This is a genomic window from Nostoc sp. JL34, from assembly GCF_017114945.1.
Classification (GTDB): Bacteria; Cyanobacteriota; Cyanobacteriia; order Cyanobacteriales; family Nostocaceae; genus Nostoc.
This window is the reverse complement of record NZ_JABXKQ010000174.1, coordinates 1-16,538: the sequence shown is the minus strand read 5'-3', so window position 1 is coordinate 16,538 and position 16,538 is coordinate 1. Positions and strand designations below refer to the sequence as shown.

Annotated in this window: 15 protein-coding genes; 6 read left to right on the top strand and 9 right to left on the bottom strand. The window is 40.6% G+C overall.

What is annotated here, in order from left to right:
* Window positions 1-421 precede the first annotated feature (421 nt).
* Complete coding sequence (locus HWQ44_RS31295) at window positions 422-994, bottom strand: Uma2 family endonuclease (protein WP_292726032.1); 573 nt, start codon at window positions 992-994, stop codon at window positions 422-424.
* Window positions 995-1,171: 177 nt separating this feature from the next.
* On the opposite strand from HWQ44_RS31295, the gene HWQ44_RS31290 reads away from it, so the two are divergent.
* From HWQ44_RS31290 to HWQ44_RS31275, 4 genes are all read left to right on the top strand, one after another.
* Window positions 1,172-1,738: an HD domain-containing protein gene (locus HWQ44_RS31290; RefSeq protein ID WP_292726030.1), complete on the top strand. Its 567-nt coding sequence runs from the start codon at window positions 1,172-1,174 to the stop codon at window positions 1,736-1,738.
* A gap of 185 nt (window positions 1,739-1,923) precedes the next feature.
* Window positions 1,924-2,454: a hypothetical protein gene (locus tag HWQ44_RS31285; protein WP_292726028.1), complete on the top strand. Its 531-nt coding sequence runs from the start codon at window positions 1,924-1,926 to the stop codon at window positions 2,452-2,454.
* Between the two features lie 453 nt (window positions 2,455-2,907).
* Window positions 2,908-3,744, top strand: a complete 837-nt coding sequence (locus HWQ44_RS31280) for a protein-glutamate O-methyltransferase CheR (RefSeq protein WP_292726027.1) — start codon at window positions 2,908-2,910, stop codon at window positions 3,742-3,744.
* Window positions 3,745-3,917: 173 nt separating this feature from the next.
* Window positions 3,918-4,697: a hypothetical protein gene (locus tag HWQ44_RS31275; protein ID WP_292726026.1), complete on the top strand. Its 780-nt coding sequence runs from the start codon at window positions 3,918-3,920 to the stop codon at window positions 4,695-4,697.
* Between the two features lie 164 nt (window positions 4,698-4,861).
* Here the strand turns inward: HWQ44_RS31275 and truB are convergent, their stop codons facing one another.
* From truB to HWQ44_RS31250, 5 genes are all read right to left on the bottom strand, one after another.
* Window positions 4,862-5,746 (bottom strand): tRNA pseudouridine(55) synthase TruB, encoded by an 885-nt coding sequence (gene truB, locus HWQ44_RS31270; RefSeq protein ID WP_292726025.1) that lies wholly within the window; start codon window positions 5,744-5,746, stop codon window positions 4,862-4,864.
* A gap of 78 nt (window positions 5,747-5,824) precedes the next feature.
* Window positions 5,825-6,838 (bottom strand): SDR family NAD(P)-dependent oxidoreductase, encoded by a 1,014-nt coding sequence (locus HWQ44_RS31265; protein WP_292726023.1) that lies wholly within the window; start codon window positions 6,836-6,838, stop codon window positions 5,825-5,827.
* A gap of 476 nt (window positions 6,839-7,314) precedes the next feature.
* Window positions 7,315-9,045 (bottom strand): ATP-binding protein, encoded by a 1,731-nt coding sequence (locus HWQ44_RS31260; protein WP_292726021.1) that lies wholly within the window; start codon window positions 9,043-9,045, stop codon window positions 7,315-7,317.
* 291 nt (window positions 9,046-9,336) lie between these two features.
* Window positions 9,337-9,810, bottom strand: coding sequence for a response regulator (locus HWQ44_RS31255; RefSeq protein WP_292726019.1), 474 nt, complete (start codon window positions 9,808-9,810; stop codon window positions 9,337-9,339).
* 52 nt (window positions 9,811-9,862) lie between these two features.
* The gene (locus tag HWQ44_RS31250; protein WP_292726017.1) at window positions 9,863-12,229 is read right to left on the bottom strand and encodes an ATP-binding protein; all 2,367 of its coding nucleotides are present in this window, start codon (window positions 12,227-12,229) and stop codon (window positions 9,863-9,865) included.
* A 313-nt stretch (window positions 12,230-12,542) separates the two neighbouring features.
* Here HWQ44_RS31250 and HWQ44_RS31245 point away from each other — a divergent pair, with 313 nt between their 5' ends.
* Window positions 12,543-12,785: an AbrB/MazE/SpoVT family DNA-binding domain-containing protein gene (locus HWQ44_RS31245; RefSeq protein WP_094329119.1), complete on the top strand. Its 243-nt coding sequence runs from the start codon at window positions 12,543-12,545 to the stop codon at window positions 12,783-12,785.
* The gene (locus HWQ44_RS31240) at window positions 12,779-13,222 is read left to right on the top strand and encodes a type II toxin-antitoxin system PemK/MazF family toxin (protein ID WP_292726014.1); all 444 of its coding nucleotides are present in this window, start codon (window positions 12,779-12,781) and stop codon (window positions 13,220-13,222) included. Before HWQ44_RS31245 ends, HWQ44_RS31240 begins: the two co-directional genes overlap by 7 nt.
* A 198-nt stretch (window positions 13,223-13,420) precedes the next feature.
* On the opposite strand, the gene HWQ44_RS31235 is transcribed toward HWQ44_RS31240, so the two are convergent.
* The 3 genes from HWQ44_RS31235 to HWQ44_RS31225 form a co-directional block, all read right to left on the bottom strand.
* Entirely contained in the window at window positions 13,421-15,064 is a 1,644-nt protein-coding gene (locus HWQ44_RS31235; RefSeq protein ID WP_292726012.1) for an alpha/beta hydrolase, read from the bottom strand.
* Between the two features lie 573 nt (window positions 15,065-15,637).
* On the bottom strand, window positions 15,638-15,808 hold the full coding sequence (locus HWQ44_RS31230) for a hypothetical protein (protein ID WP_292726010.1): 171 nt from the start codon (window positions 15,806-15,808) through the stop codon (window positions 15,638-15,640).
* A gap of 83 nt (window positions 15,809-15,891) precedes the next feature.
* Complete coding sequence (locus HWQ44_RS31225) at window positions 15,892-16,197, bottom strand: hypothetical protein (RefSeq protein WP_292726008.1); 306 nt, start codon at window positions 16,195-16,197, stop codon at window positions 15,892-15,894.
* Between the last annotated feature and the right edge of the window lie 341 nt (window positions 16,198-16,538).

Below are 16,538 nucleotides of genomic sequence, written 5' to 3'. Positions count from 1 at the left end.
ACAGAGTTTGATCTTGCTCACGAGTTAGAAATACTCTTAAACGAGCGCCCATATATAAGTCACCTCATGTCGATGCATTCTCTGTATTTACTTATCTTTACATAGTCTGGTTTTTTTATGCCCACCTACTTATTGCTAAAATATGTTTAATAAAAAAAGTTTGCAGCTTACTTTATAATCAAATTTTATTTTGACGCATAGTCATATTAAATGGGTATAAAGTGTGTAGGCGTAGCAAGATGTGGGCATCGCTCTTAGAGGTTGTTTGAAAAGTTGCAAAGTATATTCAAAACCCCGCTTCTATTCCTCTCCCGGAAAGGTCAAGAAGCTTTTAAACCCCCATTTTATTGTAGGGAAGGGGGCTGGGGGGTTAGGTTTTCGAGGCTTAGATATTACCAAAAAAAACTTTTCAAACATCCTCTTACAATAATTTTTTCAAAGGCAGCATCAACCCAGGCACAACATCTTCACCGCTTAATATTGCCGTAGCCGGATATTGAGTAATTAAACCATCTCGGCGATAAACTAAAGCTTGTTGATTTTTACTATCAATTAACCATCCTAATTGAACACCATTAGCAATATATTCTTCCATCTTGGCTTTGAGTTTTGCCAAGCTATCATTTTTAGAACGAATTTCAATTACAAAATCGGGTGCTAAATTAATAAATTTGTCTTCTTCATCCCAACCTTCTGGCAAACGTCCTTTAGCCACAAAAGCCGCATCAGGCGCTCTGACAGCAGTATTTGCTAATCTCAAACCTGTACTTGAACTAAAAACTTCACCTAAATCCTGACTTTCTACCCAATTCAACAAATAGGCTCCTGCTTTTATTTCTCGATTACCAGAAATTCCACCAGTTGCGGGCATAGTTTCTAACGTTCCATTAGCATTGCGTTCAAACCGCAGTTCTGGGTTTTGCGAACTCATCAGCATTAATTCTTCATCAGTGACAGTATACAAAGACTGCACCGTTATTTTTTCGCTGGTCATGATGATCTCATAGCAAGCTTGATAGATATCTCAATTTTAGGCTGAGATTCAATTACTTCTGTACCCCTCTCCTGCTTTGCGTTCTCTGTGTCTGGGGCGGTTTGTTATAAAATTGATATTAACATCATTGCTATTCGACTACAAGCTGTTACGCATCTACATTATTCCTTCCAAACAATGCTCTCAGAACGCTTTACCGCAGCTCTCACTTACGCCACCCAACTGCACGCCAACCAAGTTCGTAAAGGTTCAGGTGTCCCCTACGTTGCCCATTTATTAGGTGTCGCCAGTATTGCTTTAGAATACGGCGCAAATGAAGATGAAGCGATCGCAGCTCTCTTACACGATGCGATCGAAGACCAAGGTGGCGCTGCAACACGAGAAGAAATTCGCCGTCGCTTTGGTGACAATGTAACTGCAATTGTAGATGGTTGTACTGACGCTGATACAACTCCAAAACCCCCTTGGCGTCAGCGCAAGGAAGCATACATTGCTCATATTCCTACGGCTTCCCCATCAGTTCTACTCGTGTCATCAGCAGATAAACTTTACAACGCCCAGTCTATTCTCAAAGATTATCGCGTTTTAGGCGAATCACTTTGGGAACGTTTTCAGGGGCGTAAAGAAGGTACTCTTTGGTATTATCGGGCGCTTGTAGATGCCTTCAGAAAGACTGGAACCACTGTAATTATTGAGGAATTAGAACGAGTTGTTTCACAAATTGAGGTATTAGCATCTTCATAAAAAACTTTATTTACCCAACACTACATAAAAGATTCATAGAAACTAGACAAATAGCTTTTTTACAGACACGATATGATCATCTCTCTCACAAACAAATTTTGGCTTTTAGGTTCTCTCTCTAGATAAAAAATCTTTCTCTCGGTAGATAGGTGTACTGACATTATTATGGCTGCTATGTTACCAATATGACGATAGTAAGACAAAACACTCTAAATACAACCGTAAGTCCTTTAGCAAGTCCTCCAGAAAACTTGGCAGAAAAGTATATTGAAGCAGAGCGTATGCATGATGTTCTGCTTTTACTGCAAAACTTAATTAACAGTGAAGAAGCCACTGTGAAACTAATTCTGGATTGTCTCTATGATGTTGGTTCAGTCAATCTGATCAATCAAAAGCTTCGCTCAAAGCCTTTAAACAGGGTGATGAAATTAATTGCCCGAATGTCCAAACCTGTTTTTAAAATCTTAGCTTTAAATTGGTTTAAGAAAAACTGTCCTCAACTGATTACTAATTGGCTACATACGCAAGTCTCTTTTAAAAAACCTCCCAATACACCCCAACAAGTAGCCATCGAAGTTACAGAACTGGAACCATATTCTATACCACAGGCAGAAAATCTGAGCCAAGAGATTAAAAATCTCCGCTATCAGGTCAGATGGCTAGCTGGGATTTCAATAATTGCGATCGCTGTTTTAGGATTAACAGTACTTGGTTAAAATAAAACCCATAAGTAGTAGCATTATCATCAAGTTTAATTGATTCAGCAAGCTACTTGAGGCGTAAAATCTTCTTAGGTTTTACAGCAATGCTAAATTGTTTGTAAATGTCTTCTCTATTTCTTTCTTCTGGTACGTCTGCTGCGCGTAACTTGTTTCTTGGCAGGAGTACCTGTAACTTGTGTCCTTATGGTGTATTTGCTGGGCGTAGCTTACTTATCTGTAGGAGTACGCTAGTTGTTCTGATTATTTCTCGTTTATGACCTATCTAGAATTGCTATAGGATAAAATAATTATTAATTGATAATCCCTAATTGCTATTAATGAGCAACTAAATCGATTTATGGAAATTACCCAAAATTTAGCATCATTATTTAAAAAAGCCCATTTATTGGTGGGGTAATAATTATGAATTAGTCATTATAAATTAGTCATTATAAATTAGAAAATATTATGCCTCTGCCCAAACCGATCTTAGAGGACATCGAAATACATCTGCTTTTGGAAGGGGTGTATCAGTACTACGGTTATGACTTTCGCAATTATGCTATTTCCTCACTCAAACGCCGCATTCAGAGCTTCATGCAGTTAGAGGGGTTAGCTAATGTTTCTGCATTGCAAGAGCGGTTACTCCACAACCGTACCTATTTAGAACGATTTTTGCTTGCTCTGACGGTGAATGTAACATCAATGTTTCGCGATCCCAGCTTTTATAACACCTTCAGAAATCAAGTTATCCCCTTCTTGCAAACCTATCCATTTATTCGCATCTGGCACGCTGGATGTTCCACTGGCGAAGAAGTCTACTCAATGGCAATTTTACTGCAAGAAGAAGGACTTTACCACCGTTGCCGTATCTATGCCACTGATACTAACGATAAGGTATTACAAAATGCCAAAAGTGGGATTTTCTCCCTCAAATTGATGCAGGAATATACTCAGCTTTATCTGAAAGCTGGCGGCAAGAAGTCTTTTTCAGAATATTATACAGCAGCTTATGATAATGCTATTTTTCGAGCCTCTCTAAGAGAAAATGTTGTTTTTGCCCAGCATAATTTGGCAACTGATAGTTCTTTTAATGAGTTTAATGTCATCCTTTGTCGTAACGTCCTCATCTATTTCAATCAGGTACTTCAAAAGCGGGTACACGAACTCTTTTATAATAGTCTTTGCACCTTTGGTATTTTAGGTTTAGGACGACAAGAATCAATCAGGTTCACCCCTTATGAGCGGTACTATGAGGAGATAATTAAAGGAGAGAAAATATATAAGAAAATTGCAGGAGCCTGAAGAAAATTCTTTGAGGAGAGCAAGAGAGAAATAAGCAGTGCCCCAAAAATTATCAATGAAATTGTGTTTGCTGTCAAAAGACAGTCTGTCAAACATTTTTAATTGTGTTCAGAAGATAGATACAGCGATCGCTTAAGGTAAATTACACATTAAAGTCTTAAAGGAGATTGTCGATGCAACTTCTCGAATGTCCTCCTGTTGCAGTCATTGCTGGAGAAAATGCGGTTCATGTTTCTCAACTACCTTCTACGTGGCAAGACATAGCTAGAGGAACCACGAGTGTCGGACTTTCCCATCCCCAAAACTATGTTGAGATGGCACAGTTGTTTCTATACAAATTAGAACATGGTGATGTTGACTTATTTAGCGATCGCCCCCAACTAGCTCACTTAATACCGTCATTCTCCCAGCTATTTGCACAACTGGCATGGGAAACCCTTGACTTTTTTGGGCAAGACTTTCTTAAACACAGCTATCCGAACTTTGCAGAAATTCTCCATGATGTGGAGTCCAAAGGGGCAGATTATGCTGATGAAATAAAAGTGGCTCACATTGGCATAGATTTATTCAACGAGTTTGGTTATGAACTACCAGCCAGCTTTTATCATGTGCATTTAGCACCAATTTACCGCGATCATGTTTTTGAAGAACGTGCCTTACGATTTGATAAACGCGATATCGAACACAAACGTTCTTGGGATGCCATACTCCATGCAGGTAAGGTGTTTGCTATTCAAATGAAGGTGCAAAGTATTGCCTCCAAATACGGTTTTACTTATCAACACGGCTGTGGTTGCAACTCTCACCTATCTTCTATTGATGTATCTCGTGGGGCATTTGAATATGAATTGAGTCCCGAAAAGCGTCAGCGATGGATTCGCAGTTTCATCTGGACTGCTTGGTATGAGTATGCCTTCTTTGCGATCGTACCCAATACGAGTTATTTGGTTTAACACCTCGCGCCCCGAAGCCTTTTTACTAAACCCAACATTATCAAGGCTTTGTTGGGTTTCGCTGTTGCTCAACCCAACCTACGATTCTTGGTAAGTGGGCTAGAATAAATCAAACTATGTTACGCAATTTAATTATTCACGCCCACTTACTTAGAACAATAGCTTTAAGAAATTGGTTCAAAAACCATTTGAGGAATCAACACTTCATCTTGTAATTGTCCAACACCCAAAAAACGAGTCTCTTCTTCATAAACTCGCACTATCCCACTAACATCAGAATTTAGAGAAACTCGCTGACCTTGACACCATTTTTGAGCAGATGTTGCTGGTAAAGTAACAGATAACAAATGTTGTAAGGCTTTATCAGGGGCAAAAGGTTGAAATGTCCCGGCTTGCAGTTTAGTTTCTAAGTCGGTCAAAGTGAGACTATCTGTTAAATCGAAACCACTGCTTTGAGTGCGGATCAAAGCCGCAAGAGTGCCACCAGTTTTTAAGATTGCACCTAAGTCACGAGCGATCGCTCTTATATATGTACCAGATCCACAGGCGATCGCCACATCCAATTCGGGAAAATCTCCTTCTCTCCAATCCAAAATTTCTGTGTGAAAAATTTCCACTGTCCGCACTGGAACTTCCACTATTTCACCTTTACGTGCTAAATCGTAGAGGCGTTTCCCATCCACTTGAATTGCACTGTAATTCGGTGGTATTTGCTCAATTTTGCCTTCAAATTGTGCTAGTGCAGTTTTTACCTCTGCCAAACTCAATCCAGCACAAGGTTGAGAATTAATGATTTCACCTTCTAAATCATCGGTTGTAGTCCGCACACCCAGGCGAATGGTAGCCTTATAAGCTTTGTTTTCTGGGAGATATTGCAATAATCTTGTGGCTTTACCAAGTGCGATCGGTAAAACCCCTGTAGCGGCTGGATCTAAGGTTCCCGCATGTCCTACACGTTTGAGGCGCAACAATTTTCGCACCCGCGCTACGCAGTCGTGGGAAGTCCAGTCAAATGGCTTGTTTAAGTTGAGAAAACCTTGAAATAACACAAAATCAATACTTACAGCTTCTAAATTCTATTAAATACTCATTTAATGCTCAAAGTATTAATATTTGGCAATCAAGGCTTAATTAAGCATTAATTTATATCCGTGGTTTTGATTAGGAGTGAGGTTGACTAGTTCAATGCTGGTTTCCCATAGTTCTAGGGCTTTCTTTCGATCATAAGATTCTTGAGAAGATGGGACTTGCCGCAGACCAACAAAATATTTGCCTGTAACTCCTGCGAATTCCGGGTCAAGAATCAGTTTGGCAAGGTCTTTTCCAGATTTGTTAGGTGTGTTTACGTATGGTGCAAAAAGGCGGAATCCTGGCAAAAGAAAAGTCCATGCAAAACGCTTGATTAGGTCATAGTCACGGATTATTCCTGTACCTGGCATAAGTCCAGGATCGAAGGTATTCACGGTAATTGGGTGCTGCTGGGTACTGTATCCCTGAAACTGAAGACGATGTGATAACTCATAAGCGCATAAAATATTACAAAGCTTTGAGGTGGTATAGCGTCGCCTGCCGATTGTATAAGCATCCTCCTCTTTTTGAGTGGAAGCTAAATCAGGAAATGCTAGTAATTTGGCATTGCGATACTCAGGAGAAGGCATACTCAGGGTTTGATTTGGACTGGAGTTGGGGAAATGCGTACCGCTAGTGACAAATACAATTCGGGCTGGAGAAACTAAGTGTCTAAGTAAGAGATTGACTAGCAGAAAATGTCCAAGGTGATTGACTCCAAAAGTGGTTTCAAAACCATCTTCGGTGTAAGTTGTGCCAGTGACAACTTGTATACCTGCATTACACACGATCGCACGCAAAGGAGGGCGATTGCTTGCTGCGAAATCTTTGACAAAAGTGCGGATTGATGTTGTGGAGGCAAGATCCAACGGTAATGCTTCTATCGACTTGTTACCTGTCTGGGCTATCAATCGTTTGACAGACAAAGCCGCTTCTTTTTGGTTGCGGCTAGCAATAATCACATGGGAATTTGGGTCTAATGTTGCGATCGCTTTCGCACAGTAATAACCTAATCCTTTGTTCCCTCCTGTGATAATTACAGTTTTATCTGATTTGCTCGTTTGAGTTGTCATATTTATCCCTCTAAAATTTACTAGTTAGTAATATCAACAAAAAAATATCAAGCGAGTGGGAGTCAGAAACATATATCTGGCTATAATGCTAAGTAAAATTATTTATTTAGAGCAAATAGTATCAAATGAGTATCCTAAAATAAACTCATATGAAACTCATGTGAAACAAGTGTATTTCTGATTAAAATTACTGCTTATAAGTCTAATTTATTGCTAGTCATGGCAAATTTAAGTTGCAGCTACACGAGACTGTAGCTGACTTTGCAGGTTAGTAAGCCCTTGATTTTGCGTTAGTCCAGGTAGATGACTTTGCTTGTGTAATAGCGAATTATATCGCTTAATCCTTTTAAAACATTCTCGGAATTTTTGGGCTAAATGTCGGTCAGCGCGATACTTTGACTATTATAAAAATGTAGGTAATGACAAGCTTTTAAATATGGAAATTAATTGAGAACTGATAACCAAACTGCTACAGATCAAGTTGATGATGGGGACAGTTGACCCATTGGGTATAACTTCGGTAAGCTGACTGTAACTTTAGTTCCTTGCCCTACTTCACTGGATAAGGTAATATTGCCACCATGTAACTCGACGCAAGCTTTAGCGATCGCTAGCCCTAAGCCTGTACCAGGAATTGTGTCCACGTTACTTGCACGACTGAAGGATTGAAACAAATTTTCTTGATCTGCCAGCGGGATACCAATTCCCTGATCTTTAATAGAAAAGATGACTTCTGATTCATTACTGATGAGGTGGAATTCCACAGTACCCCCATCTGGAGAGTACTTAATTGCATTGGATATTAAGTTAATAAAAATTTGCTCTAAAAGTCCGCGATCGCCCCAAAATCCCTGATTATTCCCAGTAATTTTAAAAATCAATTCGTAGCGATCGCCAGTTGTTTCTCGCTCTTGTTCTATGAGGTTAGAAAAAAATTGTAGTAAATCTAATGAGATTGGTTTAAACTTGGGTTTTTCCAGTTCAAATTGGTTAACCAGAAGCATATTATCCACGAGTTTGGACATATACCTTGCTTTCTGTTCAATGATTCCCAAGAACCGCTCTTGTTTAGACTCATCCAATTGCTGGCTATGTTTTACCAAAGTTGATGCAGCAGCCAGAATTGAAGTTAGAGGCGTTCGATACTCATGGGAAACCGTTGCAATGATTTGAGATTTAAATACATTAAGTTGCTTTTCTTTGGCAAGGGCTGCTTGAGTTTGGGCTAATAACTCCGCCTGTTGAATTGCGATCGCTAATTGCACCGAAACTTCATTGAGCATTTGGGCATCATCAGTTTGCCAGTGTCGTTCTCCAGAATTATAGTGAGCAATCAATAAACCCCAAAGCTTGGGATTTGGATTCCCATTGTTGCTCAGATCAATGGGAACCACCAGATTTCCCTTAGTATTAAATTGTTCTTTGAGGCTGAGACAATTACACAAGCCAAGTTCATCGATATAAGGCATTGGGGAAGGTGGGGCCCCCTCTGGAGGTAATGGGGATTGGGAAAACTCTTCCCTAGTCATCAGTGCCCTGTCTCCTTGTCTCCCTTGTCCCCTTGTCCCCTTTTCGCCAGCCCCAACGCGATCGCACAATGCTACAGTCAGGTATGACTCAACTGATGAGGCAACTATTTTACCATCTGTATCTGGGGTAAACTGATACACCATCACGCGATCGCACTTCAGAAGTTGTTGTACCTCGGCTACGGCTGTATTTAAAATTTGCTCTAGGTTAAGAGACTGGCGAATTCGTAAAGCAGTCGTGGCAATTAGGCGCTGTCTCTCCTGAGTTTTCTGGAGTTGGGCTTGCAAGCACGATTGCTTGATGGCGTTGCGGACTGCTAGTTGCAGTACATCCTGTGTCAGGTGTTGCTTGACTAAATAATCCAAAGCCCCCCGTTTCATTACTTGCACAGCGATCTCTTCATCGCCACGCCCTGTCAACATAATCACGGGCACAGAAGTCTTAAATATCTCCTGTTGCATCTGATCGAAGAGTTCTAACCCGCTCATATCAGGTAGGCAAAAATCCAGCAGAATAACATCGCAGCGGACTTTTCGGCACAAAGCAAGTCCTTCTTCTGCACAGTCTGCCTCCAAAATCTGGTAGGACTGGTGCGGATCTTTCAAAAGATATCGACGATAGATTTTCCGATCTGCGGCACAATCATCGATGATAAGTAGCGTCCATGTGTCCAACATAAGGTTATGAGGATCAGGGAGCCATATAGATCCCTTTTATCCAGATAGTATTGTCTTGCATAATTCTAAAAATAATATAAAATAAATATAAATAAAATCTAAATTCTTTAGGAATTCTAAAGCAATTCAAGCAGTCGAAAACGGTAGGAAAAACAGGAAGATGGGGAAAACACATCTAGCAGAGACAAGCAGACACAGTGACTCAAAGAGGAAAATGTCGCTGTGTCCTCTGAGCCGTCTCCTTTGTTATGCTATTGTCCCTACTACCTGATCAACAAAGTAATAAACAAATTACTCCAACACAGGCGGTATATTAGCTTCAAGCCAGTAGTCCACAAAAGCCTGAATCGTCTTTTTTAGTTCCTGAGCATCCATCGGCTTTACCAGATATCCATTTGCGCCCTTTTGATAGCACAATTCAATATCTTTGGGGTTAGATGATGTGGTAAAAACAACGATGGGGATTCCCTTGAAACTCTTGTCTTGCTTGAGCCGATCTAAAATGTCACGGCCATCAATACCTGGCAAATTCAGATCGAGCAAGATCACAGAGGGTCGTAATGCTACTTTAGAATTGGGTGGGTCTTCGCCTTTAGTGTAGGCATCGTTCCCCAATTTATAGAGGAAGTCTAAAACCTCATCCCCATTAGTACAACGGTGTATGGGATTCTGGACGGACATCCGCCGCATTAGACGTTGTAGCATCCGAAAATCTTCATTGCTGTCCTCAACAACGAGCAGCGGTTCATGAAGTTTTTTTGTCATTCGTAGTCTTAAAAGAACTTAACAAAAATACATATTTAGTCATTATCTTAAACTATTCCAGCGTAAAATAGAACATCGAGCCAATGCCTATGGTAGATTCAACCCAAATTTTACCGTTATGAAGCTCAACAATCTTCTTAACAATAGCTAGTCCTGCACCTGCTCCTCCACCATACTTTTCCTGAGAATGGAGCCGCTTAAATAATCTAAAGATGGTTTCTAGGTGATGCTCTGGAATTCCAATACCGTTATCGCGGATATAAAAGATTAGGCATGGGGCATGGGAAGAGGCAGAGGGGCGGGGTGCGGGGTGCAGAGGGGAAAACTCTTTTCCCTTGCTCCCTGCTCCCTGCTCCCTGCTCCCTGCTCCCTGCTCCCTGCTCCCCTGCCCCTCTGCCTCTTCTTGAGAAAAGTAGCCAATCTCAACCCATTGTTCTGCTTTCTCGTTGTATTTGAACGCATTACCAAGCAGATTACTGAAGACTTCATTAACCAGCACTCGGTCACACAAAACTGTTGGTAAAGGCCGAGGAATGCGAATATCCACAAGCCCAGAGTCTTGGCGACTAGCACGAAAAACATCAATTACTTTAGTGAGTAATTCGTTGAGGTCAGTTGCTTGCAAGCGCAGTTGTGCTTGTCCTAATTGCGAGAGTCGCAGTAGAGCATTAATCAGAGTTTCCATGCGTACAGACAAGGAGACTACTGTTTGCAAGCACTCAATTCCGTCATCATCTAATACTTGACTATAGTCTTCTAGCAGCACCATTGAGAAATTATAAATACCCCGCAAAGGTTCCTTGAGGTCATGGGAAGCCGCGTAGGCAAAGGATGCTAGTTCTTGGTTGCTGCGTTCTAACTCCAGGTTGATTTTAGCTAATTCATCCGCCTTCGAGAGGACAATACCAACGATCGCATTCCTCAGAGCGATCGCACTGTCAAGTTCACAAGCTTTCCAAGGTAGAGAAGTTAATCTAACCGTTTCTTGCCATTGTTCAAAGGATTTTCGCACAGACAAGCTAAAGCTACCATCAGCCTGAGCTTGCATGGATTCGTTGGGATTTCCTGCCCAGTGTACCGTTTGGATAACTTCAGGGCGAAACCAAAGGATGTAATAGCGCCGGACTTTAGAAATCCGCAGTAGCAACAAACCACTAGCAGTATCTTTAAATTTCACCGCCTCTGAGTAAAGCTTCGGCAGAGAATCAGTGGAAAACAGGTTGTCATTAACTTGGGTATCCGCCCATTCAATGAGCGCCCGAACTTCATCAATATTCGGTGTTGTTCCCACCAGGGTAATTTCATTATCCAGACAAACCGCCGCTCCAGAGGCACTAACAAGATCGAGCAAGCGGATTTCTGTTTTAATTAAAGCATCGATGAAATTGTCTGCCTGAGAAATAGATTCTAGAAACTCAGACTGTAGCGATTTGAGTTTTACCTTATAATCCCATTCCGAGTTACTAATTTTGTGTGCTAATTCTGAAGATGCAATCTGTCCCAAAAATTCGCACATCTTGCGGACTTCGTAAGAAATATACTTTGGTGTTTGATGGTGGCAGGATATTAATCCCCAAAGCTTCTGCTCTTGAATAATTGAAATCACCAAAAGAGCCTTCACCCCCATATTTTGATGATATTCAGTACAACACCAATCAAAACTCCGTAGCAGACAGTAGCTTAAGTCAAGATGCTGATGTGTTGTCGGATTTTCCGTTGGAACTAGTTTGACAGGTTCGGCAGTCAAATCGGGGAGAAATCGGAGAAAGCAGCGCGTGTATAACTCCCTAGCCTGCGCTGGAATGTCTGTAGCGGGATAATGGAGTCCTAAATAAGGTGATAAATCTTCCCGTTTAACTTCTGCAACAACAGAACCCGCTTCTGACTCGTCAAATTGATAGACCATCACCCGATCAAAACCGATGATTTTTTGGACTTCTTCAGCCACCAAATGCAAAAATTCTCCCAGATTGGATGTGCTTTGCATTTTTGCGATCGCTTCACTTGCCAAAGCATGGAAGCTTAAGAAACTCACTTCCAATTCAGAGTCCGTCGGTTCTAGCTCCAGAATCACAGCCTCTTCTGTACGATGAGCAATAGCATCAAAGTATCGTTCATTATTAAAAGTGTTTATTAATACTTTAAAAGCATTAGCACTGCCAATTTTTTTCACCAAGCACTGCTTGACAATTTCCACTTGCTGAGGGTCAAGCAAATAGCTCAATGGCTTACTGAGCAAATATTCTGGCTCTTTGCCCAAGTATGTTTGGGTATTGTTGCTAACTTGCAGTATCTCTAGCTGAGTACTGAGTGCCAGGAGAACGCCATGAGCTTGAATAGAGCCAGGTATGTGAATAGGTTTGCGATCGTGGTTAGTCAGGGCTGTTGCTTGGGCTGTAGTATATTCAGGCTGGCTCATAACTGAACTTATGTAAAGCTGATTTTTACAATAACGTAATTAAATGTGACATTTCTTTAAAGTATATGCCGAGAAGTCTGAATGCGATCGCATATATCTGTGCTGGTTATGGTTTTTATAGTAATTAAGGTAAGTGCAAATAACTAGAAGATGGTGTAGTGGCGCGGCAAGGCTTCCGTAACATAGCGAAAATACAAATTATGGTATATTCAAAGTAGATACGTAAAATAGTCCAAAATTAGGTGCGTCAAGCTCCGAAAGTTTTATGTTTGAGTGTGAAATTCTCTAAGAAAGCATTTATTTTAAGGTAGTTATGACTACAGTTGTTGCTAAGTGGGGAAACAGCCTAGCTATTCGACTTCCCAAAGCTTTGGCTGAACAAGTTAATCTCAAAGAGGGGACAGACATAACTTTCAGTGTCTCAGGCAATAGTATTGTAATCACGCCGCAGCAGCGAAAAAAATATACCCTTGATGAATTATTGGAAGGTATGACTCCAGATAATTTCCATTCTGAAATAGATACTGGATCTGCTGTGGGGAATGAAGTTTGGTAGTTCAACCATATATTCCAGACAGAGGTGATATTGTTAGGTTAGACTGCGGCACAGCAAAGCAAATTACGGCTGATTCTATCCGACGTGTATTAGCATTAAAAACATCAGGAATGTCATTTGAAGATATTGCTGAAACACTTAATACTGAACTAAAACCTCAAGGGCGTGAGCAGATGGGCTATCGTCCTTTTTTAGTTATGTCGCCATTAAAATACAATCGAATGGCTTCCATAGTTTTAATTTGTCCAATTACTAATCAAAAAAAAGGTCTTCGCTTTGAAGTTCCGCTTCCTGACGGAATGATCACCAGTGGCGTGGTGTTAGCCGATCAGATAAAATCACTGGATTGGAAAGCTAGAAAGGTTTTGTTTGTAGAGAAAGTTGAACAAGAGTTAATTGAAGAAGTCCAAGCGAAAATTGAGACTCTAATTTTATAAACACAAAAGAGAACATCCCTATTTTGTAAAAGTACGAATTAATCTTTAGCATAAATATTTTTGTCTCATGCAGACAGAGCTAAAAATTAAATTTACACCTTTGGGATGCTCCTATTAATTACATCTGTTTAAATCAAATAAAAATCATTACATGTAACAATGCAACGCCAATATCCAACATCCAAAATCCGAAACTGACTATGGTGTTGGGGAGTTTTTTTTTGCGGGTTTGTCTCCTTTCGTATCCAGCAATTGAGCTAATTCGGTTGTATTCAATGACTTGACGAGACTCAACCCAAGCGACTTACTAGAAATGCTTTGAGTGTAGGCGGCGTTCAGGTAAGGTGTGTATTGCGGCCTGACTGCAATGTATGTTTGGAAGAAAGGTAAACTCAAAACATTCATGTAACGACGTGCTTGAGAAGCATCACCAATCATATCGGCAGGTAATGCTACTTGTTGATTTGCAGGGTTGCCATTGCCAATGGTGGAAAAGTGAGTGCCACCTACAAGCATGACGAGATACTTTGGTGAATTTGCTAACCAGGAGAAAGGTAAAATTTGCTCGGATAAAGCTGGTGCAACTGTATCATCACTACTGCTGACAATCATCACTGGAGTTTTAATTTGACTTAAACCAGCTTTGCCGAAAATAGAACTAGTAATGGGATTAACTGCGATCGCAGCTTTCACTCTCTCATCGCGCAGGTTATAATCCTTGTCAGACTTGCTGATGCTCAATTCTAAAGCGCGACACTGGAGCAGTAAAGACATATTCCAGGTTTTTTGCAGTGCTGCTGGTTGACAGTCTTGTTTTAGCTGCTGAAAGTTAATTTTAGCGCCTGCTAAAGCTAAGGCTGTGTAGCCTCCCAAAGATTGACCAAATACTCCGACTTGTTGCAGATTTAACCGACCTTTAAACCGTGAATCAGATTGATTACCTTTTTGCAATTGATTCAGTATATATGTTATGTCCAAAGGTCGGTCTTGAAATTCACTCGGTTCTGCGATTTCAATGGCGCGTCCATTTAGCAGAGAACGCAATTGTTTAGCATCACTACCAGGATGATTGGGAACGACGACGGCAAATCCGTAGGAAGCTAGATGAGTGGCTAAATATTGAAAGTTACTGCTGTCTAAACCCAAGCCGTGAGAAATTACAATTATTGGTGCAGCATTCTGGACATTGGGAATGTAAACATCAGTCAATAAAAGCCGATTACGGGTTGAATCGAAAAACTTCAGGGTGTATTTTTGCGACTTCAACTTTCCCGGAACCTGCAAATCGGGCAATTGCGAGAAATTTGGTTGGGAAATGCTAGCAGCTTCTATTTTAGACTTTTCGGAAACTGCTGCGATCGCCTGATGGGTTTGGTTAACAAGTTTCTCTAATTCCGTAGCAATTTCCAGAGTTTCGGCGACATCAAGACGAATGCTGCTGGTGGGATATTTACGCAACACATTCAAAAGTGTCAACCCTCCCGATTCACCAGAAGCTAAAATTAGCGCTGAACGCAAAGTAGCCAATCCTGGTTCTGGTTGACTGGTTTTAATCACTTGCGCCAACCGATGCAGCAAAAATTCTCCTTGCGGTGTGTAGAGAAGTTGCGAAACAACTACCGGACTAACTTTCACTCGATTAAGTAAAATCCGCCGCAATTCTTGAAGCTGTTGTAGAGGCAGATATTGCTGATAGCCTGCCAAGTCTTCGTTAATTACACCTGTTTTGGCGTAGTTCTCTAAAGTGGAGACTGAAATGGAAAGCTCTAAAGCTGAATAAGATGCATAAATCCGCTCTGCTGCCAAGACAGAATTACTAATTCCAAACGTTGGCAGCACCATTGAAAGAACCAGCAATAAGGAATTTTTTCTTAGGGTGCTGGCCCAATTACCAAACAAACTATTCATCGCTCAACTATTTCGGTGGTCTGGTTTTCTCAGGTGTTGGCTTTGGTAGTTATTCTGGCGCCCTGCTTGGTTTACTTAAAATTATTAGCCTCAATTTTATCAAAACAGAATTTAGGAGTCAGTAGTGATAATTCATGATGAATTATGTATGACTTGCGAATGTAGCTGGCTTAAGATGAAGGGGATAAATTGGTTTAAAATCTCCACAAAATCTAGGATTTGGTAGTCAAAAAAAGTAGTGATTTCCAACCATCTAGTAATTTATTCTGACTCCTGAATTCTGATTTTTGAATTCTTCTTCAAGGATTTCTCGGCTATAAAGTCAACAATCAAATACTACAGAGTCACACAGATGGGTAAAGTATCTGGTTGATTCCAGTAGTTTGCCTTCACTATTAAATCATAACAAATAAAAAATCCTCTGCCTCAGTATTTATGTTGTAGCTTTGAATCTTGCACAAATTCGCTAGATGAAAAACCCAGTAAAAATCCTGAAAACCATTCCAATTAATCAGCTTTTTGCAAGGCGATCGCTAGTGAAATTGTGACTACTAAACCTGTTCCTAATATTGTTATGAAAGTGAAGTGTTCTGATAGCATCCAAGAAGGTGCAATAACTGATACAGCTACGACTGATATTAATGTCACAATCGGATCTAAAACTAATACTGGACTCACTTGTGATCCTTGCCAAGATTATAATGATTTCACCAAAGCACCATAAGCAATTAAAGTATTCAAAGTATAAAAGCTAATATTCCTCAATTGACGGATTTATCCTTGAGGATGTTGGCAGCTTTCTGAGCAATTACCTCCGGTTTCTGAATTACCGCTTTCAAATTTTGCAAATCATATTCATTGAATTTCTCAAAAGCGAGTTTCTTCACTTTGTCATATTTATCATCAAGGGCAGCAACGATACCGTTAATCTGCCATACTTGTGGCTTGGGTTTGGGGGTTTCTTTGGCATTTACCCAAGGTAGAGAGAGGAAGAGAGTCAGGAGTAGGGTGAAGCAGAAAAGCAAAAAGAGGGAAAGCTTGTTAGTGTGGCTGGGAGTTGTGAGCATAAATCAGGGCAAGGCGGCAGATTACACGCGGCTATGAATATAACAACAACCTTGCAATTCCTAATTCCTGATTGAAAGCCTTTAATACTCGTTAACGAGTATTAAAGACTCATTCACGAAGCTCTGAGGTTCATTCACGAAGCTTTAAGGTTCATTCACGAAGCTCTGAGGTTCATCGACAAAGCTTTGAGGTTCATCGCCAAAGCTTTGAGGTTCATCAACGAAGCTTTGAGGTTCATTTACCAAAAGATACATCTCGTTTTGCAAATCAGGAGACTCTCAATACCAGGACTTACGCAACTGGCACAGTGCGATCGCTCTATATAGTATTTTTGTACTAT

Coding starts and splice junctions, on each gene's coding strand:
- HWQ44_RS31295 (WP_292726032.1), bottom strand. CDS start 994: ATGACCAGCGAAAAAATAACGGTGCAGTCTTTGTATACTGTCACTGAT.
- HWQ44_RS31245 (WP_094329119.1), top strand. CDS start 12,543: ATGACTACAGTTGTTGCTAAGTGGGGAAACAGCCTAGCTATTCGACTT.
- HWQ44_RS31280 (WP_292726027.1), top strand. CDS start 2,908: ATGCCTCTGCCCAAACCGATCTTAGAGGACATCGAAATACATCTGCTT.
- HWQ44_RS31250 (WP_292726017.1), bottom strand. CDS start 12,229: ATGAGCCAGCCTGAATATACTACAGCCCAAGCAACAGCCCTGACTAAC.
- HWQ44_RS31260 (WP_292726021.1), bottom strand. CDS start 9,045: ATGTTGGACACATGGACGCTACTTATCATCGATGATTGTGCCGCAGAT.
- HWQ44_RS31265 (WP_292726023.1), bottom strand. CDS start 6,838: ATGACAACTCAAACGAGCAAATCAGATAAAACTGTAATTATCACAGGA.
- HWQ44_RS31290 (WP_292726030.1), top strand. CDS start 1,172: ATGCTCTCAGAACGCTTTACCGCAGCTCTCACTTACGCCACCCAACTG.
- HWQ44_RS31285 (WP_292726028.1), top strand. CDS start 1,924: ATGACGATAGTAAGACAAAACACTCTAAATACAACCGTAAGTCCTTTA.
- HWQ44_RS31235 (WP_292726012.1), bottom strand. CDS start 15,064: ATGGTGCTGCCAACGTTTGGAATTAGTAATTCTGTCTTGGCAGCAGAG.
- HWQ44_RS31275 (WP_292726026.1), top strand. CDS start 3,918: ATGCAACTTCTCGAATGTCCTCCTGTTGCAGTCATTGCTGGAGAAAAT.
- HWQ44_RS31225 (WP_292726008.1), bottom strand. CDS start 16,197: ATGCTCACAACTCCCAGCCACACTAACAAGCTTTCCCTCTTTTTGCTT.
- HWQ44_RS31255 (WP_292726019.1), bottom strand. CDS start 9,810: ATGACAAAAAAACTTCATGAACCGCTGCTCGTTGTTGAGGACAGCAAT.